Origin of the sequence: Sinorhizobium sp. BJ1, assembly GCF_002531555.1 — a bacterium.
Lineage (GTDB): Bacteria > Pseudomonadota > Alphaproteobacteria > Rhizobiales > Rhizobiaceae > Sinorhizobium > Sinorhizobium fredii_B.
In genome coordinates this window covers 25,365-45,533 of record NZ_NWTH01000019.1, presented here as the reverse complement: position 1 = coordinate 45,533, position 20,169 = coordinate 25,365, and the positions used below count along the sequence as shown (strand labels likewise).

Below are 20,169 nucleotides of genomic sequence, written 5' to 3'. Positions count from 1 at the left end.
GATGCCGTCGTCGGGTTTCGGCAATCAGCCGGGCAAGAGGACCAGCCACCGGCTCGTCGTCGACGAGCTTGGCCAGGCGATGGTCTCCGGCCAGTTTGCCGTCGGCGAGACGCTTCCCGGCGACACCGACTTAGCCGCGCGCTTCAACGTCTCCCGCACGGTCCTGCGAGAGGCAATGAAGACGCTCGCCGCCAAGGGCCTTGTCGTGGCGCGGGCGCGGATCGGCACGCGCGTCATGCCGCGGGCCAACTGGAACCTGTTCGACGGCGATGTGCTCACCTGGCATTTCAATTCCGGCGTCGACGAGGAATTCCTGCGCCATGTCAGCGAAGTGCGCCTCGCGCTCGAGCCCTATGCCGCAAGCCTTGCCGCCCGCCGCGCGACAGATGCGGATATTGCCTGGATGATGCGGCTTGCCGTAGCCATGGCAGACGCCGGTCACAGCGGCCAGACACTCGCAAAAGCCGACCTCGATTTTCACCTGCGCCTGCTGGAGGCCTCGCTCAATCCGTTCATGCGGTCTGTCGGCAGCTTGATCGAGGCCGCGCTTGTCGGCGTCTTCAGGCTCACCAGCCCGTCGGCGGATGACAGCGAAATCGACCGGGTCGCCATGGCACATATCCGCATCGTCGAGGAGATCGGCCGCCGCAACGAGCAAGGCGCGCGCAGCGCCATGGAACACGTTATCCGGGTCGGGCAGGAACGGCTGATCTTGAACCTGAGGGCGCGAGAGTCGTCCTCATAAGCTCTGCAGGCTTGGTCGCCGCGCCCGTGTCGGCAAGGCCGCGGCGACCGGCGCCCTTTCCGCCTCGATCCGATTCCCCGTCGCCGCATCGAACAAATGCAGTTGCTTCGGATCGATCGCAAGGCCGATGACGTCGCCGCTTTTCACCTCGCCGCGTCCGGTCTCGACCACGGTCAGTTCAGGCTGCGTCGCCGAGGTGACGTAAGTGGCAGAGCCGGTCGACTCGACGACGCCGACGGGGATATCGAAAGCCCCCTCGCCGGCGGCGACGATCCTCACATGCTCCGGGCGGATGCCGACCGCGACGGCGAGACCGGGCGGCAGACGAGTGGCAAGCGCCAGCCTGGCGCGCGTCCTGTCAAAATCGAGGATCACGTCTGCCCCTCCCTCACCGACGACAGCCGGGATGAAATTCATTGCCGGCGAACCGATGAAGCCTGCGACGAACCTGTTGGCAGGTTTGTCATAGAGGTCGAGCGGCCGTCCCTGTTGCTCGATGACGCCATCGCGCATGACGACGACGTGGTCGGCCATGGTCATCGCCTCGATCTGGTCGTGCGTCACATAGACCGAAGTGGCGCGCAGCCGATCGTGGAGCGCCCGGATCTCTTTGCGCATGTGCACGCGAAGGGCGGCGTCGAGATTCGAAAGCGGCTCGTCGAACAGGAAGGCCTTCGGATGGCGGATAATGGCGCGGCTCATCGCCACCCGCTGGCGCTGGCCGCCGGACAGTTCGCGCGGATAGCGTTTCATCAGATGCGAGAGGCCTGTGGTCGCGGCCACTTCTTCGGCAGCCTTGCGCGCCTCCGCCTTCTTCACGCCGCGGATGCGCAGGCTGTAGGTGAGGTTCTCCTCGACGGTCATATGCGGGTAAAGCGCGTAGGACTGGAAGACCATCGCAACGTCGCGCTTGCGCGGCGGCACATTGTTCATCAGGGCACCGGCAATCTTCATCTCGCCGGTGCTGATCTTCTCGAGGCCCGCGAGCGAGCGAAGCAGCGTGGACTTGCCGCAGCCGGAGGGACCGACGAGGGCGACGAAGGTTCCCTCCTCAATCGCGAGGTTGATGTCCTTCAGCGCGTGGAACGCACCATAGTATTTGTTGACGCCGTTGAGCTCGATCTGAAGGGTCATTTGAGGGCTCCCGATGTGAGGCCGGAAACGATGCGGCGCTGCAAGAGGACGAAGGCTGCGAGAACGGGCGTCACGTAGATCGTCGCGTAAGCCATGATGTTGTTCCATTCATTGGTGTTCGGTCCCATGAAGGAGTTGAGGCCGACGCTTGCGGGCTGCAACTCGACCGCCTGGATCATCGACTTCGAATAGACGAATTCGCCGAAGGCCTGCATGAAGATCAGGATGGCGCTGACCAGGATGCCGTTTCTCGCAAGTGGCAGGACGATATTGAAGAAGGCACCGATACGCGAATTGCCGTCGACGAGGGCCGCCTCTTCAAGCTCCATCGGGACACTCATGAAGGTCGCCCTGACGAGCACGACGAAGAAGGGCATGCTCTTTGCGGCGATCGCCAGGATGACGGCGAACCGAGGCGTGTCGAGCAGGCCGAATTGCGAGAAGCCGACGAAGATCGGAGTCACCATCAGCGAGGCGGGCAGCACCTGAAGCATCAGGATCAGGAACAGCCCGACATCTACCCAGACATTGCGGTAGCGCGCCAGTGCATAGGCGCAGCCGACGCCGAGCACCGCGATGAGCGAGACGGCGCCAGAGGCGATGACCAGCGAGTTCCAGAGATAGCGTCCCATGTTGCGGCTTTGCCAGACGTATTCGTAGATTCCCCATTGCGGTTCGCTCGGCAAGAACTTCGGTGGTGTCGCGAACATAGCCGATCCGGTCTTCAGCGCGGTGATGTACATCCAGTAGAGCGGGAACAGGTAGATGGCCGCGAGCACGAGCGCGACGGCGAACATCAGCCGATTGCGGAAGGTGTCACTCATCCTCGTACCTCGTGGCGGGTGGAGCGCACATAGACGACGGAAGCGAGCATCACGAAGACGATCATGATCACCGAGATCGTTGCGCCCTTAGCGAAATCATATTGGCGGAAGGAGAGGTCCCAGGCCCAATATTGCGTAACGTTGGACGAGTTGTTCGGTCCGCCGGAGGTGATCGCGGCGAACAGGTCGAACTGCTGCAGGGTAAAGATCAGGCCGAGCGCGATGATCGCGCCGATCGTCGAGCGCATCATCGGCAAGGTAATCGTCCGGAAACGTTGCAGCGCGTTGGCTCCATCGAGCTCCGCCGCCTCAAAGAGATCCTTCGGTATGCCCGAAAGCCCGACCGAAAGCAGGATCATGTTGAACGAGGTACCGAGCCAGATATTGGCGATAATTACCGCCCAGAGCGAATAGTTCGGATCGGAGCGCCAGAAGATATTGCCGCCAGTGACACCGATTTCCCGCAGGAAGAAGTTGAGGACCCCGAAATCGCCAGAGAGGATCCAGTTCCAGATCGCGCCAACAACGAGGCCCGGCATCACCCAGGAGACGAGAAAGAGGCCGCGCAGCCAGGAAGCGCCCGGAAAATTCATCCAGAAGAACAGGGCAAGGCCGAAGCCGATGACGAATTGGCCGGCAATCGAGGCGCCGACGAAGAGCGCCGTATTAAGGAGAATTGGGCGGGTTTCGGGCTGCGAGAAGAGGTCTACATAATTCTTCAAGCCGACGAACGGCCGCGAGAAGCTGCCGAGGCTGAACATGTCGACCTCCTGGAGGCTCATCACCACGTTGTAGACGAGCGGCAGCCCGGACATGATGAACAGGAAGGCGAGCGGCAACAGGACGAGACCGATGTCGAAACCTTTGCCGTCCGTCACGCTGGCTAGAATTCTCTTCATGGGCTATCCCCGCAGGCGATCCCGGCCGCGGCCGGAGATCGCCTCTCTCGGGAGGAAATTCAGGCGGATGTGAGAACCCGCCGGTGAATGGCGTCGCCGGCTTGCAGGCGACGCCTTCTCAGCCTAGGACCGCCTTGATCTTCTCGGCCGCCTGATCCAGCGCTTCCTTGGAACTCATCTGGCCGGTCAAGGCCGCCTGGATAGCGTCCTGGATCGCTTTCGAAATCTTCGGCCATTCCGGGTGCGGGCCGCGGGGCTTGGCATATTTCAGCTGCTCCACAAAGACCTTGAGAGCGGCATCCTTCAACGGCACGCCGGCCGGCGGGATGGAGATGTCGGAGCGGGCCGGCAACTGGCCGAAATCCTTGAACATCCGGTCGTCCTGCGAGACGAAATATTCCAGCACCTTGAAGGCCTCCTGCGGGTGCTCGGTGTTCGAGAAGATCGCCCAGTTGAAATCCCCCATCGCCGAGGAGCGTTCCGCGCCCGCTTGCGGCACGGGGAGCAAGGCGACACCCCAATCGAACTTCGCCTCCTTTAGCATGCGATCGAGTTCCCAGGGACCGGAGATCGCCATTGCGGCATTGCCGGAATTGAAGGTACCGGTCGAATCCCATTGGCCGCGCGTCAGCGAATCCGGCGAGGCGAGCTTCTCGTCGAGGATCGTCTTCCAGATGTCGAGCGCCTTGACCGCACCTTCGGAATTGATGTGGTCGTAGCTGCCACCCGCCATCTGCGCCCAGGGCAGGAACTGGAAGGTGCCCTCCTCGTTCGCCTTGGCCGAGAAAGCGAGACCGTAGACATTCGCGGCCGGGTCCGTCAGCTTGCGCGCCGCCTCGACGAGTTCGTCCCAGGTCTGCGGCGGCTTGTTGGGATCAAGACCCTTCGCCTTGAACAGGTCCTTGTTGTAGTAGAGCGCGATGGTATTTGTCGCCTTCGGGATGCCGTACAATTTTCCGTCCCACGTCACCGAGGCGAGCGGCCCCGGAAAATAATTCTGCGGCTTCACCACCGAGGACTTCGAAATCATGTCGGTGAGGTCGAGAAAGGCGCCGCGCGAGGAAAACAGCGCGTGCTCCGGATTGTCTACGGCGATGATGTCCGGTGCTTGGCCGGTCGAATAGGCGCGCATCGCCTCGCTGACCACGTCGTCGAACTGTATCTGCCGATACTCGACTTTAATTCCTGTGTTGAGCTTGTTGAAATCGTTGATCAAGTTCGGCGCTGGCTGAATATCTCTGTCGAGCGACCAGACGCTGATCGTCACGTCTTCCGCGCTTGTGGAAAAAGCCGGCAACGAAAGGCTGGCAAGGGCGAATGCGCCCAGCATTGCATATCTGCTGATACCCATGGACTCCTCCTCTCATGGTTTTCCCGCAGCCGGCATCCTCCATGCCGGCCGTCAGGCATGTCACGTCTCAAGCAGGGTCGACGACGAAGTCACCTCCCCGGCAGGTCTTCAGATAGTTGAGCGCGTGCACCTGGCCGGTCATTTCGAGCGCGTCGCGATAGACCGGATCGTGCCAGCCTTCGATGTCGATCGAGCCGGACCAGCCGGCGAGCCTCAGCTCGGAAATGATGTCGGTCCAGTTGCTGTCGCCGAAACCCGGCGTGCGCATGAAGACGAACTTCTCCTTGCCGAAAATACCGTGCTCGCGGATGACGTCCCAGCGGATCGTCGCGTCCTTGCCGTGCACGTGGAAAATCTTGTGTGCCCATTTGCGGATCTGCGGCAGCGGATCGATGAGATAGACCATCTGGTGGCACGGCTCCCACTCGAGCCCGATGTGATCGTCCGGCGTCTCGTTGAAGATCAGCTCCCAGGCGTCGGGATTGTGGGCGATGTTCCAGTCGCCAGTCTCCCAGTTGCCGTCCATGGCGCAGTTCTCGAAGGCGATCTTGACGCCCTTGTCGGCGGCACGCGCAGCGAGCTCTCGCCAGACCTTGCGGTAACGCGGCAGGCTGTCGGTAAGCGGCCGGTTGCGGATGCGGCCGGTAAAGCCCGCGACACAGGTCGCGCCGAAATGGTGAGCATTGTCGATGCAGTCCTTCCAGCCCTGAAGCGTCTGCAGGTCGATATCGGTCTCCTCGAGCGGATTGCCGAACATGCCGAGGGTCGAGATGGTGATGTCACGGCCGCCGATCGCCTCGCGGCAGCGTTTGCCGAGCTCGGCAAGGTTCTGCCCGTTGGTGGTCTGCCAGAAGAACGGCTCGAAGCTTTCGAAGCCCAGGTCGGCGATCTCGGCGATGCGTTTCGCCGCCTCGCCCTTGGTGGCGCTGGCCATCGTGCCGATGCGGATGGACTTGGCGGGATTGCTCATCGGATGCCCCATTCAGATTGTCACGCGCTGCCGGGTACGGGCGCTCTCGATCGCCGCGAACACCATGGCAAGGCTGTTGATATTATCGTCGCTTGCCGTCTCCGGCTTCTGCCCGCTGCGGATAGCCGCGACAAAATCGGCAATGACGCTGGCGTGGCCGTGCGTTTGCCGCGGGTCGGCGGGCTCCGGAATTTCGAGTGGAACCGGTTCGCGCAGCAGGCCGTCGCCATCGGCGACCGTATTGGCACGAAAGCTTTCAGCGCCGTCCCAAAGCAGGGTGCCTCGCGTTCCGGTGATACGCCACGCGCTCTCCCAGCTCGTATTGGCGCCCTCGGCGCACCAGGAGCCGCGATAGGTGAAAGTGACGCTATCCGAGAGCTCGAAGATCGCGGTCGCGGCTGCGCCGTGCCGATACCAGGAGCCGCGCGGGTTCTCCTCATGGCAATAGACGGCGAGCGGCTTCTTGTCGGCGATGAAGCGGGCGGCATCGAAGGTGTGGATCGCCATGTCCAAAAGCAGCACATTGTCCATCTCTTCGCGAAAGCCGCCGAAATGGGCACCGACGAAGAAGTCGCAATGAAGGCCGGTCAGTTCCCCGAGCCCACCCTCTTCCACGAAACGGCGGATGCGCCGGACGCCGGAAATGAAGCGGCGGTTCTGCACCACCGCGTGCAACCTGCCCGCCTCGTCGGCGAGGCGGATCAACTCCCAGCCGGCATCGAGCGAAGCGGCCATCGGCTTTTCGCTGAGCACGTGGCAGCCATGCCTGAACCCGGTGGCGACCACGTTACGACGGGCGGCCGGTACGACAATGTCGAAAAGAATGTCGGGCGTCGTTTCGGCAAGCACCGCGTCGAGATCGGATCCGATAACGACTTTCCCGAGGTCGAACTTGGCAGCTAGCGCGAGGGCGACCTCCGGCTTCACGTCGACAAGGCCAACGATCGCGATCGCCGCCTGAAGGTCGGGGTCCGCGGCGATCGCCTTCACCCACCCTCTGGCCATGGCTCCGCACCCGCACAGAACAGCGCGCAATATCACGATTCTCCTCCCACAAACCTACATTTCGCCTTGTTTTGGCGTCCGTAAACGTTTACGGAACTATGCGGAGTTTCCGAAACATGTCAATAGGAAATTCGGAACCGCGCGTGGGCAGAGGAGGAAACGCTCCGAAATGAAGGGCATTCGACGGCTTGCGCAGCATCTCGACATCTCGATCGGAACGGTCTCCCGAGCACTGAACGGTCGTCCCGACGTCAACGAAGAGACGCGCAAGCGGGTGCTGGCGGCCGCCCAGGAACTCGGCTATGTGCCGAACCAGTCGGGGCGAAGCCTGCGCCAGGGTACGACCAACATCATCGGCTTCATGATGCAGACCGGCGCGGAGATCACCGGTCAGGGCGATACCTTCTTCATGAGTGTCTTCGATGGGGTCCAGGCCGTCTTCGCCAGGCACAAGCTCGATCTCGTCGCCCTGCTCTGCTCATCGCAGGAGGACCCGGCCGACTACCTGCGCCGCGTCGTGGCCCGCGGCTTTGCCGACGGGGTGATCCTTTCCGCCACGCAACGGCACGATCCCCGTGTCGAACTGCTTTCCGAGTGCAACATTCCCTTCGTCACCCTCGGCCGAACCCTGACCGATGCCGGCCAGCCCTGGCTCGACCTCGATTTCGAGGGCATGGCGCAGGCTTCGATCGATCGGCTCGTCGCGCGCGGGCATCGGCGCATCGCCATCACGCGGCCGCACGACGACGTCAACCTCGGCTATGTCTTCGTCGAACGTTGCCGCGAGGCACTGGCGGCGCACGGCCTCGCCCTCGATGAGGACCTGATCTTTCGTTCAACTCCCAACGAAGCCGGCGGATATGAGATCGGCCGCGACCTTCTGGCACTCAACGAGCGTCCGACCGCAATCGTGCTGATCAACGAAACGATCTCGATCGGCTTTTACCGAGCCCTGTCGGAGGTCGGCGTCCGACCCGGGCGCGATATCGCGGTCATCGGGCGCTACAGCCCGCATGCCCAGTTCCTCTCGCCGTCACTCACCTGCTTCCGGCTGTCGCTGCGTGACCTCGGCGTTGCGCTCGCCGAAACGCTGCTGTCGACCATGCCCGCCTTCAGGCATCACTATCCGCATACGACGTCGAGCAGGCTCTGGCCAATGGAACTCGTCGAAGGCGCAAGCGATGCTCTCGACGCCGGCCCTGAGTAGCCAAGCGGCCCGCCCTGCAACTCAAAATTGTTTTCCATCATGCGCAGCCGGCAAGACGTTAATTCGCCAGATTTGAAATGTAACGCCGGCTGATGCGGATCATTTTTGATGATCCAGCCGTTTGTAAGCATCAATGAACGTTGCCCGCCCCCAGCCCTGTCTCGCGTTGAGAGAATTGGCGGCCGTGCCTTGTCGATCACGATGTTCCGCGTTGGTTCGACCGAAATCGGGAAAGTAATTCGATTCCAAACCATTAGCGCGGATTTCGAATGTAGTGTCTTCTCTTTCGACTTCCGCTGTAGCAGGAGATCGCAATGCGCGGATTTTTCTTTTTGCTGGTCGGATTGTCGATAAACACCTTTGCTTATGCTCATGATGCACCGAGCGGCTGGAAATATCCGAACTCCTGCTGCTCGAATTTCGACTGCCGTCACGTCAACCAGACGGCGGTAAGCGAACGCCCGCAGGGCTACATCATCAACGCGACCGGCGAGGTCCTTCCTTATTCCGACAGACGAGTGCGCATATCGCCGGACGGCGAATATCATTGGTGCTCGGCGGCGGGCGAAGACCACGGAAGAACGATCTGTCTGTTTGTCCCGGCGAGGGCCTATTGAGAGCTCCGAGCACCTATCCGACGAGTCAGAAATACATCGTCATGACGATGTCCTGATCGAAGTCGCCGAAACCTTTGCCGAAGATGTTCAGTCCGCCGGGGTTTTCGGCCTTTTCATCGATGCCGATGCGGAAGCGAATGGAATGGTGGTCGGCGATGCCGAGCGACGTGATCGTTTGGGTCGACACCAGGGCGCCGTCGATCCAGGTGCCCCGGTCGTCGATGCTCCAGGTCTTGAGCTTGCCATATTGAGAGCCGCTGAGTTTCCACCAAGCCGGTGAATAGAGGCCGCGGCGGTCGCCGTAATCGCCGGGCGAAGTCCAGTGACCGGCCTTGATGCCATTGATCCAGATCGAGATATCGGAAGGCCAGTTGGCGTTGGTGGCAGGTGTTTCGGAACTCAGTTCGGCGGAGAATTCTATTCTGCGGACCGGTCGCCCGGTTACCTTGGCGTTGTTCGGAAACTTGTATTCCACATAACCGCGCGTGAACCAGAGGAGGGCCGCCTGCATGCGCTGCGGATCGAGAAAAACCTCCTGGACATCGAGCATGCCGATGACATTGTTGACGGAGCAAAGGCCGCAAGGCGCTTCCGCTTCGAATTCGGTGAAAAGGCCGATCGGCATGCTGACAGTCACCACGTCGTCCGAACGGCTGGTCCGATCGTCGAACCGGATCAGGATCTCGCCATAGATGCTCGAGCAGAGCTTCTGGTTGCCCTTGGACGCCTTCATCGTATGCGTCTGGATGAGGCCGGCGCTTTCCAGCGCCTTGAGGTTCGTCGCGGTCGTCGACTGCGGCAGACCCATATGGGCCGCGATATCGTTAACGTTCAGCGGCCCCTTCTGACGCAACAGATTGAGAATTTCGATACGCGTCGCCGAACCCAGCGCCTGGACAACCTCGACATCCTTGATCGGGTCCACTGTTAGAAGCTTCGTCTCCATTCTCTGCTATTGCTGCTCCGGTTCAGGCGCTGGCCGATCCCTGTAGATAACACGCCGATCCGCCAATTGTCGCATTGTTTTCATTTCGGAAACGACGCCGACAAGCCATGTCGCATGCGCCGAAAACCAGCTTCATCCCTTTATGCCCGATGACAGCATCAGCGCCTGCGTCACCCGTTTTTGAAACAGGAGATAGGCAAGCGCGACCGGCATTGCCGCGAGAATGGCGACTGCCATGTCGCGCGCATACTTCACGCCAAAGGCATCGTCGACCTGGGTGATGCCGACGGTGACGGTCATCATCTCTTCCGAATTCGTCACCAGGAAGGGCCAGAGAAAGGCGTTCCAGGCCATGATGTAGGTGATGATCGCAAGCGCCGTGGTGATGCCCCAGTTGAGCGGCAGGTAAAGCCGGAATAGGATCTGGAAATCGCCGCATCCGTCGAGCTTCGCCGCCTCGCGCAGCTCCTTCGGCACGGAGTCGAAGAACTGCTTGTAGACGATCACCACCACGGGAATGATCAGCTGCGGCAGGATGATGCCGCCCCAACTGTTGATCAGCCCGAAACGATACATCAGCACGAATTGCGAAACGACGAGCGCCTGCGAGGGAACCATGAAGCTCGCGAGAATGATGCCGTAGAGGAGCCTCCGCCCGGGAAAGACGATCTGCGACAGCGCATAGGCGCACATTACGCTGATCAGGATGACGATGATCGTGACGCTCACCGAGGTGACGAGCGAGTTCACGTACCAGGCCGCAAGATTGGTCTCGAACAGGGCGAAATAATAGGCCGAGAAGTTGAAGACATCCGGAATGAAGGTCGTCTTGGAGACGACCTCGTGCTCCGGTTTGACGGAGGTCACCACCGCCCAATAGATCGGGAAAGCCCACATGCAGGCGACGCACAGGGTGAGCGCCAGAAGCAGGATATTGCCAATGCTCTTGCGTTGCATAACCTAGCGTCCCCTAACGCGCAGAAGCTGATACTGCAGCACCGAAACGGTGACGATGATCAGGAACAGGAAGACCGCCACCGCCGAACCGAGACCGCCATGGTTCAGGCGGAACGCCTCGCGATAGACGAGTTGCAGCAGTACATAGGTCGAGTTGAACGGACCGCCTTCCGTCATCAGGTAGACCTGATCGAAGATCTTGAGCTGCAGGATGAGCTGTAGCGTGAGCACGAGGGCGGTAACGGGCCAGATCAGCGGCCAGGTGATACGCTGGAAGCATTGCCAGCGTGTCGCGCCGTCGAGCGTTGCCGCCTCGTAGTAATCCGCCGGAATGTTGCGCAAACCGGCAATGAAGAGCAGCAGGTTGAAACCGTTGGTCCACCAGATGGTGACCAGCGCCACCATCGGCATCGCCCAGATGGGATCACGGAAAACGCTGATGCGCCGGCCGGTGAAGAACTCGATCAGATATTGGGCGATGCCGAATTGCTGATCGAGCACCCACTCCCAGATCTGCGTGACTACCGACACCGGCAGGATATACGGCAGGAAGAACAGGACCAGCACGAGGCTTTGCAGCCAGCCCTTGAGGCGGACGACCATCAGCGCCAGGCCAAGACCGATCAGCGTGTTCGGCACGACGGTCAGCACGACGAAATAGCCGGTATTCCACACCGACGTGAAGAAGAGTTTCTGATTGAGCAGTTTGGCGTAGTTGTCGAAGCCGACCCACCGGCCTTCGCCGATTAGCGGCGCGTCGGTGAAGCTCAAGGCGAACATATTGTAAACCGGATAGGCAAATACCGTCAGGTAGGTGATCACGAATGGCGCGATCATCAGAACGGCGGTCGGCGCCTTGCTCCGTCTCTCTTTCATCAACACCGCAATCGTCCTCCACTGCCGCCGGCAAGACCGACCGGGGTCGCTCCGATCGGTCTCGCGCACCATCGGCCCTACATCTGGCTCTTCAGTTCCTCGCGCAGCTGCTCGATGGCATCCTGCGGGTCGAGCTGGCCGTTCAGGGCGGGCACGATGAAGTTCTGCGTTGCCTCGTAGATCGGCCCACCGACGCCGGCGAGCGGCGAAACGGGGTCGAAGACAGCGGTGTCGGCGAGCTTGGCATAGGTTGCATTCGGTTGCATCGCCTTGAACTCGGCGCTTTCGGTCACCGGCTTGTAGGCCGGGATATGTCCGGCGCCTGCCCAGGAGAGGCTATGCTCGTTCATCCAGGCGACGATCTCGAGCACGGCCTTTAGTTTTTCCGGCGCAATCGGCCTGGCTTCGCTGTTCGGCACGGCAAAGGCATGCGAGTCCGCCCAGGTCGACTGTTGCCCCATCAGTACCGGAATTTGGACGGCGCCCCATTCGAAGCCGAGATTGCCGGTCTTGGCGAGGTCCACCATCGTCGGCACTTCCCAGACGCCGTTGATGTGCATCGCCGCCTTGCCCGAGGTGAAGAGCGCGATGGAGGCCTCGTAGGAAATCAGCTGCGGCGAATATCCCGACGACACCCAATTGGCCATCGTCGTCAAGGCCTTCACCCCGGCATCGCCCGGCAGGATCTCGTCGCCTTCGATGAATTTGCCGCCCTGCTGGGAAAGCAAGGTGTAGAACACCCGCCACATCGAACCGCCCTCGTCCGTGTGCAGCGAAAGCGGATATTGGACCTTGCCGGTCGCCTTGATCTTTTCGAGCGCGGCGTTGAAATTCTCCAGACCCTCGAGCCCCTTCGGCAGCCCGTCCTCGCCCAGCAGGCCGGCCTCTTTCAGGATTGTCTTGTTGTAGTAGAGAACGATGGAATGAACGTCGAAGGGAATGCCGTAGACCTTGCCGTCGGCCGTCGCCGACTCCCAGCTCGCCTCGACATAGTTCTCCTTCTTGATGCCCGCCGCGGTGAGCTCCTCCGGCGCGAGAGGCCGCAGGATTCCCGACGGGATCGCCAACGGAAAGCGCGACAGGTGATAGGTCATGACGTCCGGCTGCTGGCCGACGGCCGCCGAGGTCTGGATCTTGCTGTAGAACGGAACGCCCCATTCGAGCGTCGTCGCCTTGATCTTGATGTCGGGATGGGTGTCGTTGAACTCCTTGATCAGCGCCTTCATGCGAACACCGTCGCCGCCGCTCAAGAAATCCCACCAGGTGATATCGGTCTGCGCATAGGCGGCTGCGGAAGGCAGGATCGCCAGGGCACTCGCAACGGCAAGTCTCAGTAGCTTTTTCACGTTTCTCTCCTCCTTTTCATGCCCAGTCTGGCGGCTCACGCCGCATTGCTCATCGCCCGGACTCCTCCTGTCCGAATGACACGCCGCATTATTGGTGTCGCGCGTGTTCGCTGTGTATCTGATTTTCGGATATCAACGCAGGCGTTCACCCCGCTGGCTGAAGGCGAACATCTCCTTGGGGGCGAGGCTCAGGCGGATCGCCTGCTTGGGATGCGGCCGCTCTTCGCCGCGGCATTCGACGGTCATCTCCGCGCCCGTCGCCGTCAGCGCATGCAGGTAGCCGGTTCCACCCAGTTCCTCGATGAACTCCGCCGTCGCCTTGAGAGGGACGCCTTCCTCCCTGTCACCAAGCGCGATATGTTCCGGTCTTACGCCCAGGAAGATTCCCTCGCCCAGGGGAACACCGGCGCGCGCCGGAATGTCGAAGGGAACGCCGGGAGCATCCTCAAGCTCGACCGTCAGCCGGCCGGCTGCTGCAGACGTGACCCGCGCCTTCAGGAAGTTCATGCCCGGGGAGCCGATGAAGCCCGCAACGAACATGTTGTCGGGATTGCGGTAGAGTTCGAGCGGCGCGCCGACCTGCTGGACAATTCCCGCCTTCAGGACGACGATCTTGTCTGCCAGCGTCATCGCCTCGACCTGGTCATGGGTGACGTAGATCATCGTTGCGCCGATCTGGCGATGCAGGCGGGCGATTTCCATGCGCATCTTCACCCGGAGTTCCGCATCGAGATTGGACAGCGGCTCGTCGAACAGGAAGACGCGCGGCTCGCGGACGATCGCCCGACCGATCGCCACACGCTGGCGCTGTCCGCCGGAAAGCTGGTTCGGCTTGTGGCTCAGATAATCTTGAAGCCTGAGGATATCCGCCGCAGCCCTGACCTTCGCCTCGATCTCCGCCTTGGGACGCCGGGCAATCGAGAGACTGAAGGCCATGTTGTCGAAGACGGAGAGATGCGGGTAGAGCGCATAGGACTGGAAGACCATGGCGACACCACGCTTCGACGCCTCCCTTCGGGTGACATCCTCGGCCTCGATCCTGATCTGTCCGCCCGTCGTCTCCTCGAGCCCGGCGATCATGCGCAAGAGCGTCGATTTCCCGCAGCCGGACGGGCCGACGAAAACGGCGAACTCGCCCTGCTCTATCTCGATATCGACATCATGGATCACTTTCATGGCGCCGAACGACTTGCTGACGCCGGTCAATTTGATTCCGGACATTGAACCTCCCCGATGGTTACGTCAGGTCCAGGGCAGTTCCTCCAACCGCCCCGGGCCAAAGCCGGCTCATGCCGAAGCGATGGACAACAGAACGAAGTGATAGGATCTCGGCGGCAGCGATCCGACGAGGGAGCCGGCCTCGTCAACCGCAAGCTCCCTCCCCGGTTTGGGCACGATCCGGTTCTGATCGCCGACCGAATTGCTCGCCTTGAGGTCGTCTCCCTCAAGCATGTGATGCTCAAGAATCCTGGCCTGCTTGAAGCCTTGAAGGTCGAGCGTGATGCCAAGCGGCTCGTCGAGGCTGCGATTGACGGCAAAGACCGCGATCGACCTCCCATCGTCCTGCAGCACTGCGGAAAGATCCAGGAACGGCACGTCCTGCGCCACATCGCAGTCGTAAGTGGGACCCGAGGTCGATACGTTGAGCGCCGTACCGCGGCCGTATTTCGAGGCATATTGCAGCGGATAGTAGATCGACTGCCGCCAGGCCGGCCCGCCGGCCTTTGTCATGATCGGTGCGATGACGTTGACGAGCTGCGCCATGCAGGCGATCTTGACGCGGTCGGAGCGGCGAATGAAGACGTTGAGCAATGAGCCGACGAAGATCGCATCCTCGAGATTGTAGAGCTCCTCGAGCAGCGGCGGCGCCTCTGGCCAATCCCAGCTGGCGATCCTTTCACCATCCTCCTTGCGATTGTGATACCAGACATTCCACTCGTCGAAGCAGATCTTCACATCGCGTTTCGAGCGCTTCTTGGCCTTGATGTAATCGATGACGCCGCCGATCGTGACGATGTAGCGGTCGAGGTCGATCGCCTTGGCGTAGTAGTTGAGGGTGTCCTGCTCCTCGTTGCCGAAGTATTTGTGCAAGGAGATGTAGTCGACGCTGTCGTAGCTGGCGTCGAGAACCGTCGCCTCCCATTCCGGGTAGGTTTTCATCTTGTCGTTCGATGAGCCGCAGACCACGGTCTCGAGGGTCTTGTCGAAATATTTGAAGGCCTTGCTCACCTCGTTGGCGAGATGGCCATATTCCGCGGCGCTCTTGTGCCCCACTTGCCAAGGACCGTCCATTTCGTTGCCGAGGCACCAGATGCGGACGTTGTGCGGGTCCTTGTAGCCGTGCTTGGCGCGCAGGTCGCTCCAGAAGGTGCCGCCCGGATGGTTGCAGTATTCGAGGAAGTTGCGCGCCTCATCCAGGCCCCGCGAACCGAGATTCATGGCGAGCATCATTTCAGTGCCCGCCAGCTTCGCCCAATCGGCAAACTCGTTGACGCCGACCTGGTTGGTCTCACGCGTCCGCCAGGCGAGGTCGAGGCGCACGGGACGTTCGGCTTTTGGACCGATGCCATCCTCCCAGCGATAGGCGGAGACGAAGTTACCGCCCGGATAGCGCACGATCGGCATGTCGAGATCGCGAACCAGCCCCAGAACATCCGACCGAAAGCCCTGCTCATCCGACTTCTCGTGTCCGGGTTCGTAGACACCGGTGTAGACGGCCCGGCCCATATGCTCGAGGAAGGAACCGTAGACGCGCTTGTCGATGGTCGAGATGGTGTATTCGCGGTTGACGGTCGCTTTCGCTCGCATGGGTTTCCTCGTTCATTGAATTCGATTTTCTGCGAAGCTATCCTGTATGATTTTTCATTTCAACTATTTTGTTTTATATCGTTATATATGATATAAAAACCGCGATAGGCGAGTTTCGCGAGCCGCTGCGGAACGATCCCGCTGGCAATTGATTGTCCAGATATCCTCGTGTGCGCTGGCCGCGTCGCACTTCGTCAATCGAGGCGATGTGAAAGCAGCCGCTGGCGGCGTACAGTCGATCTCGGCATAATTTGCCGCGGCGCTATGAAGCGCCGGAACTGGAGGGCAGGCACGGCAGGAGCGTTTCGCACATGGGTTGGTCCTTCAGGATTGGAACGATCGCCGGGACGGCACTTCGCGTGCACGTGACCTTCGCGCTGCTCCTCGTCTGGATATGGGTGATGCACTATAGAGCGGGCGGCACGGCCGCCGCGCTAGAAGGCATCGCATTCGTCCTGGCCGTCTTCGCCTGCGTCATTCTGCACGAATTCGGCCATATCGCCGCGGCGCGCCAATTCGGCATCAAGACGCCGGATATTACTTTGCTTCCGATCGGCGGCGTCGCCCGGCTTGAACGCATGCCGGAGGAGCCGGGGGCGGAGTTCGTGATTGCGATCGCCGGACCGCTGGTCAACGTGGCGATCGCCGGCGTCATCATTCTCTTCCTCAGGACCTCCGTGGGAATGGAGCAGCTTGCCGGTATCGAGGACCCGCATATGAGCTTTCTGTCGCGGCTCGCCGGAGTGAATATCTTTCTGGTGCTTTTCAACATGATCCCGGCCTTCCCCATGGATGGCGGCCGCGTCCTGCGTGCCGCGCTTGCCTCGCGCTTGAGCTGGTCGCGCGCCACGCAGATCGCTGCCATGATCGGTCAAGGTCTCGCCTTCGTCTTCGGTTTCGTCGGCCTGTTCTACAATCCGCTGCTGATCTTCATCGCAATCTTCGTCTATCTGGCAGCGACTGCTGAAGCGCAGAATGCCCAAATCCGCGAGGTCTCCGGCAGCGTTCTCGTGAGCGACGTGATGATTACCGAATTCGCGACGCTCGATCGGACTGCAAGTATCGACGAGGCCATCGAAGCCCTGCTCGCGACGACGCAGCGCGAGTTCCCCGTTGTCGATGCCTTCGGCCATTTCGAGGGCCTGCTCACGCGAAACGATATGATCCGGACCTTGAAGGAGAAGGGTGCGGCAACGGCGGTCGTCCAGGTGATGCGCCGTGACGTGCCAAGGATTCACTACCGTAAGCGCCTGGAGGAAAGCCTGCGGCTCATGCAGGAGGCGAGTTCGCCCGCAGTCGCGGTCGTAGACAGCATGGACCGTCTTGTCGGACTGATGACGCATGAAACCATTGGGGAAATGATGATGGTGCGTGCGGCCGCGGACGGCAGGTTCCGCTTCGGCCACTTGCGGCGACCCAAGCCCGAAAGCCGCACCTGAGCAATCCGCAACGCGCTACTGCATGTTTCCTCAAATCGCAGCCGATTTACGGACAAAAATACGCAGCAATCCAAGAATGCTACGCTGTAGGCTAGTTGGTCCCCGCAGGTAGGCGAGGCGCCAGGACGGCGACGCATATAGAGACAAAACCGATCAACTTCGCGGCGGCCACCGTCATGTGGCCGGCCTCCCAGCGGAGCCGTACGGCGGCGAAATCCGGCGGAATGGGACCGGGTTTCCAAGTCGCCAGTAGCGCATTGGCCGGCGCGACGATCGTGAACCACGCGCCCAGACCGGCGGCGAGCAGAACGGCACCGCCCAGTGCGAACCAGAATGCCGGCCTCTCATTTGCGAGAAGATAGGTCAACAAGAAGGCGATCAGGATGGACGCAACGTCGAGCGGTGCGCCGACTTTCGCGAACAGGGCGAACTGGCCATTGAAGACCGTCGCCTCCCGCCAGAGTTCCGGTGACCATACGGTGAGCCGCGGCGGCGCTTCGAGGACGTGAGCGAAGGAAGGACCCAAACTCAAAGCGGAGAGAAGGAGCGACGCGAACGCTGTCAGGTAAAGGACCATGACTTCAATCCTCTAGTTCAAATCTCTGCTGCGAACCCGAAACCTCATCGCGCCATGGTTGTTCCAATGAGGGGTCAGAACCCCCTGGATGACCCCTTCACGGAATGTTGTTGAAGGGAGCCTCGATCCGGGGGCGGCTTTGCGGGTACTCTTGGCCGGAAACGGAAACATGGTTTCGAGAAGTGAAGACGTTCGGCCCCCTGCCCTTCGCGCTCCTGCTCTTCCTCGCACCGGCCGAGGGCTTCGCTCTGGATATGCCTCGTTCCGGCCATGCGGTGTTTGATCGCGCCGTCGAGCTCGTCGTCGATAATTTCTATGACGCATCCGCGCTCGATCGTTTCAGCGCCGCGGTCCGCAAGCAAATGGAGGATGAGCGCGGGTCGCTGACAGCCAAGAGCTCGGAGGGTCGTGTCGACGCGGCGGTAGAGAGCGTGCTCGCCAGTCTCGGCGTGTCGCATACCGGCCGCTTCACCTCCGACACGATCGACTATTACGAACTGGCCGACATATTCCGCTTCGCCATCCGCAGCGATATCAAACGGCTGTTCCCGCCGGACGGCGAGGTTCGTTATGCCGGGATCGGCATGGTCACCCGGCACGAAGACGGGCTGCATTTCGCCAGCGATGTCTATGATGGGGCGCCTGCCGACCGGGCAGGTATTCGGGTGGGCGACGAGATCCTCTCGGTAGACGGCCTGCCTTACCGCGAGATCGCATCTTTCCGGGACAAGGTCGGGCGCACCGTCGACGTCCGGCTGCGCCGGCATCGGGAGGCGCCGCCAATCACCGTCACGGTCGCCGTCGAGCGGCTGCAGCCGCTGCGCACCTTCGAGAAGGCGATCGAGAGCAGCATCGCAGTCACCGGACCGGAGGGCCGGCGCATCGGCTATCTCCGCCTCTGGACCCTCTCCACCCGCGACGGTCTGGACATCGTCGCCCGCGAGCTCGCCAGCGGCCGCCTCAAGGACGCCGATGGCGTCGTCGTCGACCTGCGCGGGCGCTGGGGCGGCGGCCCGCCGGACGCGGCAGACCTTTTCGTCGGCGGGGTGCCGACATTCCGGCTGATCTCGCGGGACGGCAAGGACATGCTTGGCACCGTGCGCTGGCGCCGGCCGGTAGTGGCGATCATCGATGGAGGATCGAGAAGCGGCCTCGAACTCTTCGCTCATGCCCTGAAGGTGAATGGCATACCGCTTGTCGGCTCACGTACGGCCGGCGCCCTGCTCGCCGGCCGGGCCTTTCTTCTTCCCGATGACAGCCTCCTGGAAGTGGCGGTCTCGGATGCGGTCATCGACGATGGTCTGCGCCTGGAAGGTCGCGGCGTCGATCCGGACATCACCGTGCCCTTCAGCCTGCCCTATGCGGACGGGCGCGATCCGCAGGTCGACGCCGCGATGGAGGAGATGCAGCGCATTCTCGCCAAGGGCTGATGTGGCTCCGCCATCCGTAGAGCCGCTATTCGCTCTGACGGAAACTGCGGATGCGATCGAACAATACGGCGAGCACCGTCGCGCCGCCGATGAAGGTCCCCTGCCAGAAGGCGTTGATGCCGAGCAGGCCGAGACTGTTGCGGATCACCTCGATCAGCGCCGCGCCGATCAAGGCGCCGGAAGCGGTGCCGAGCCCACCCGCCAGGTTGGCGCCGCCGATGACCGCCGCGGCGATGACCTGAAGCTCCATACCGGCGCCGATATTGGTGGTGACGGCGCCGAGCCAGCCGGTCTGGATGATGCCGGCAACGCCCGCCGAAAGCGCCGAAATCATGTAGACGGTAACCTTGATCCGGCGGACCGGAACGCCGGTCAGCGTCGCGGCGTGCTCGTTGCCGCCGATCGCGAAGACGTAGCGGCCGAACTTCGTCCAGCGAAGAACGAAGCCGGTGAGAAGCGCAAGCACGATCATGTAGATCACCGGATTGGCGATGCCGAAGAACCAGGCACCGCCGCCGAGCGCCAGGAGCGTGTCGTGATCCGGGCCGAACTGGAAGACGACGGTGTTGTTGGAGGCGACCATAGCGAGGCTTCGGGCGATCGACAGCATGCCGAGCGTGATGACGAAGGGTGGAAAACCAAGATAGGCGATCATGACACCGTTGAAACCACCGATGAGGAGGGCCGTGCTGATCGAAGCGGCAATGCCGACCTCGATGCTGTAGCCGGCATTCATGACTACCGCGAGTACCATGCTACAGAGACACAGGACCGAGCCGACCGACAGGTCGATGCCGCCGGTGATGATCACCAGCGTCATCCCGAGGGCAATGATCGCCACGAAGGTGAAGTTGCGGGTGATGTTGTAGAGGTTCTTCGGCGTCGCGAAAGTATCCGTCGCGACGGACAGGAAGAGGCAGGCCAGAATGACGGCGATCAGCACCCAGAACGTCTGACTGGACAGAACCGAGGTGACCCAGCTCTGCTGTCTCTGCCCGATCGCCCGATCCAAGGTAATTGCCATGACCGACCTTCGCT

19 protein-coding genes are annotated in these 20,169 nt (G+C 61.5%); 5 read left to right on the top strand and 14 right to left on the bottom strand.

What is annotated here, in order from left to right; genetic code table 11:
* The first annotated feature begins 1 nt into the window (after nucleotide 1).
* Nucleotides 2–745, top strand: a complete 744-nt coding sequence (locus tag CO676_RS21925) for a FadR/GntR family transcriptional regulator (protein ID WP_014761983.1) — start codon at nucleotides 2–4, stop codon at nucleotides 743–745.
* Here CO676_RS21925 and CO676_RS21920 read toward each other — a convergent pair.
* From CO676_RS21920 to CO676_RS21895, 6 genes are all read right to left on the bottom strand, one after another.
* A complete protein-coding gene (locus tag CO676_RS21920) occupies nucleotides 740–1,879 on the bottom strand; it encodes an ABC transporter ATP-binding protein (RefSeq protein WP_097522630.1) in 1,140 nt (379 codons plus the stop codon). The two genes, CO676_RS21925 and CO676_RS21920, sit on opposite strands and share 6 nt — an antisense overlap.
* Nucleotides 1,876–2,703: a carbohydrate ABC transporter permease gene (locus CO676_RS21915; RefSeq protein WP_014761985.1), complete on the bottom strand. Its 828-nt coding sequence runs from the start codon at nucleotides 2,701–2,703 to the stop codon at nucleotides 1,876–1,878. The genes CO676_RS21920 and CO676_RS21915 overlap by 4 nt, the downstream gene beginning before the upstream one ends.
* On the bottom strand, nucleotides 2,700–3,602 hold the full coding sequence (locus tag CO676_RS21910) for a sugar ABC transporter permease (RefSeq protein ID WP_097522629.1): 903 nt from the start codon (nucleotides 3,600–3,602) through the stop codon (nucleotides 2,700–2,702). The genes CO676_RS21915 and CO676_RS21910 overlap by 4 nt, the downstream gene beginning before the upstream one ends.
* A gap of 118 nt (nucleotides 3,603–3,720) precedes the next feature.
* Entirely contained in the window at nucleotides 3,721–4,953 is a 1,233-nt protein-coding gene (locus CO676_RS21905; RefSeq protein WP_097522628.1) for a sugar ABC transporter substrate-binding protein, read from the bottom strand.
* 67 nt (nucleotides 4,954–5,020) lie between these two features.
* Complete coding sequence (locus CO676_RS21900) at nucleotides 5,021–5,923, bottom strand: sugar phosphate isomerase/epimerase (RefSeq protein WP_097522691.1); 903 nt, start codon at nucleotides 5,921–5,923, stop codon at nucleotides 5,021–5,023.
* 12 nt (nucleotides 5,924–5,935) lie between these two features.
* The gene (locus CO676_RS21895; RefSeq protein WP_097522627.1) at nucleotides 5,936–6,967 is read right to left on the bottom strand and encodes a Gfo/Idh/MocA family oxidoreductase; all 1,032 of its coding nucleotides are present in this window, start codon (nucleotides 6,965–6,967) and stop codon (nucleotides 5,936–5,938) included.
* Nucleotides 6,968–7,097: 130 nt separating this feature from the next.
* Between CO676_RS21895 and CO676_RS21890 the strand changes: the two genes are divergently transcribed.
* Together CO676_RS21890 and CO676_RS21885 are read left to right on the top strand one after the other, a co-directional pair.
* Entirely contained in the window at nucleotides 7,098–8,135 is a 1,038-nt protein-coding gene (locus CO676_RS21890; protein ID WP_097522626.1) for a LacI family DNA-binding transcriptional regulator, read from the top strand.
* Between the two features lie 314 nt (nucleotides 8,136–8,449).
* Nucleotides 8,450–8,752: a hypothetical protein gene (locus CO676_RS21885; protein WP_014761991.1), complete on the top strand. Its 303-nt coding sequence runs from the start codon at nucleotides 8,450–8,452 to the stop codon at nucleotides 8,750–8,752.
* Between the two features lie 25 nt (nucleotides 8,753–8,777).
* Here CO676_RS21885 and CO676_RS21880 read toward each other — a convergent pair whose 3' ends face one another.
* The 6 genes from CO676_RS21880 to CO676_RS21855 all read right to left on the bottom strand — a co-directional run bounded on the left by CO676_RS21880 (nucleotide 8,778) and on the right by CO676_RS21855 (nucleotide 15,685).
* Nucleotides 8,778–9,698 (bottom strand): transcriptional regulator, encoded by a 921-nt coding sequence (locus CO676_RS21880; RefSeq protein WP_097522625.1) that lies wholly within the window; start codon nucleotides 9,696–9,698, stop codon nucleotides 8,778–8,780.
* Between the two features lie 132 nt (nucleotides 9,699–9,830).
* On the bottom strand, nucleotides 9,831–10,655 hold the full coding sequence (locus CO676_RS21875; protein WP_097522624.1) for a carbohydrate ABC transporter permease: 825 nt from the start codon (nucleotides 10,653–10,655) through the stop codon (nucleotides 9,831–9,833).
* Between the two features lie 3 nt (nucleotides 10,656–10,658).
* Complete coding sequence (locus CO676_RS21870) at nucleotides 10,659–11,534, bottom strand: sugar ABC transporter permease (RefSeq protein ID WP_097522690.1); 876 nt, start codon at nucleotides 11,532–11,534, stop codon at nucleotides 10,659–10,661.
* 74 nt (nucleotides 11,535–11,608) lie between these two features.
* On the bottom strand, nucleotides 11,609–12,877 hold the full coding sequence (locus CO676_RS21865) for an ABC transporter substrate-binding protein (RefSeq protein ID WP_097522623.1): 1,269 nt from the start codon (nucleotides 12,875–12,877) through the stop codon (nucleotides 11,609–11,611).
* 132 nt (nucleotides 12,878–13,009) lie between these two features.
* Nucleotides 13,010–14,098, bottom strand: coding sequence for a sn-glycerol-3-phosphate ABC transporter ATP-binding protein UgpC (gene ugpC, locus CO676_RS21860; protein ID WP_097522622.1), 1,089 nt, complete (start codon nucleotides 14,096–14,098; stop codon nucleotides 13,010–13,012).
* A 66-nt stretch (nucleotides 14,099–14,164) separates the two neighbouring features.
* Nucleotides 14,165–15,685: an alpha-N-arabinofuranosidase gene (locus CO676_RS21855; RefSeq protein WP_097522621.1), complete on the bottom strand. Its 1,521-nt coding sequence runs from the start codon at nucleotides 15,683–15,685 to the stop codon at nucleotides 14,165–14,167.
* A gap of 311 nt (nucleotides 15,686–15,996) precedes the next feature.
* On the opposite strand from CO676_RS21855, the gene CO676_RS21850 reads away from it, so the two are divergent.
* The gene (locus tag CO676_RS21850; RefSeq protein WP_097522620.1) at nucleotides 15,997–17,124 is read left to right on the top strand and encodes a site-2 protease family protein; all 1,128 of its coding nucleotides are present in this window, start codon (nucleotides 15,997–15,999) and stop codon (nucleotides 17,122–17,124) included.
* Between the two features lie 91 nt (nucleotides 17,125–17,215).
* Here the strand turns inward: CO676_RS21850 and CO676_RS21845 are convergent, their stop codons facing one another.
* Nucleotides 17,216–17,701 carry a hypothetical protein gene (locus CO676_RS21845; RefSeq protein WP_097522619.1) on the bottom strand — a complete coding sequence of 162 codons (486 nt, stop codon included), beginning with the start codon at nucleotides 17,699–17,701 and terminating at the stop codon, nucleotides 17,216–17,218.
* Nucleotides 17,702–17,955: 254 nt separating this feature from the next.
* On the opposite strand from CO676_RS21845, the gene CO676_RS21840 reads away from it, so the two are divergent.
* Nucleotides 17,956–19,131, top strand: coding sequence for a S41 family peptidase (locus CO676_RS21840; RefSeq protein ID WP_245424392.1), 1,176 nt, complete (start codon nucleotides 17,956–17,958; stop codon nucleotides 19,129–19,131).
* Between the two features lie 25 nt (nucleotides 19,132–19,156).
* Here CO676_RS21840 and CO676_RS21835 read toward each other — a convergent pair whose 3' ends face one another.
* A complete protein-coding gene (locus CO676_RS21835) occupies nucleotides 19,157–20,155 on the bottom strand; it encodes an ABC transporter permease (protein WP_097522617.1) in 999 nt (332 codons plus the stop codon).
* Nucleotides 20,156–20,169 lie beyond the last annotated feature (14 nt).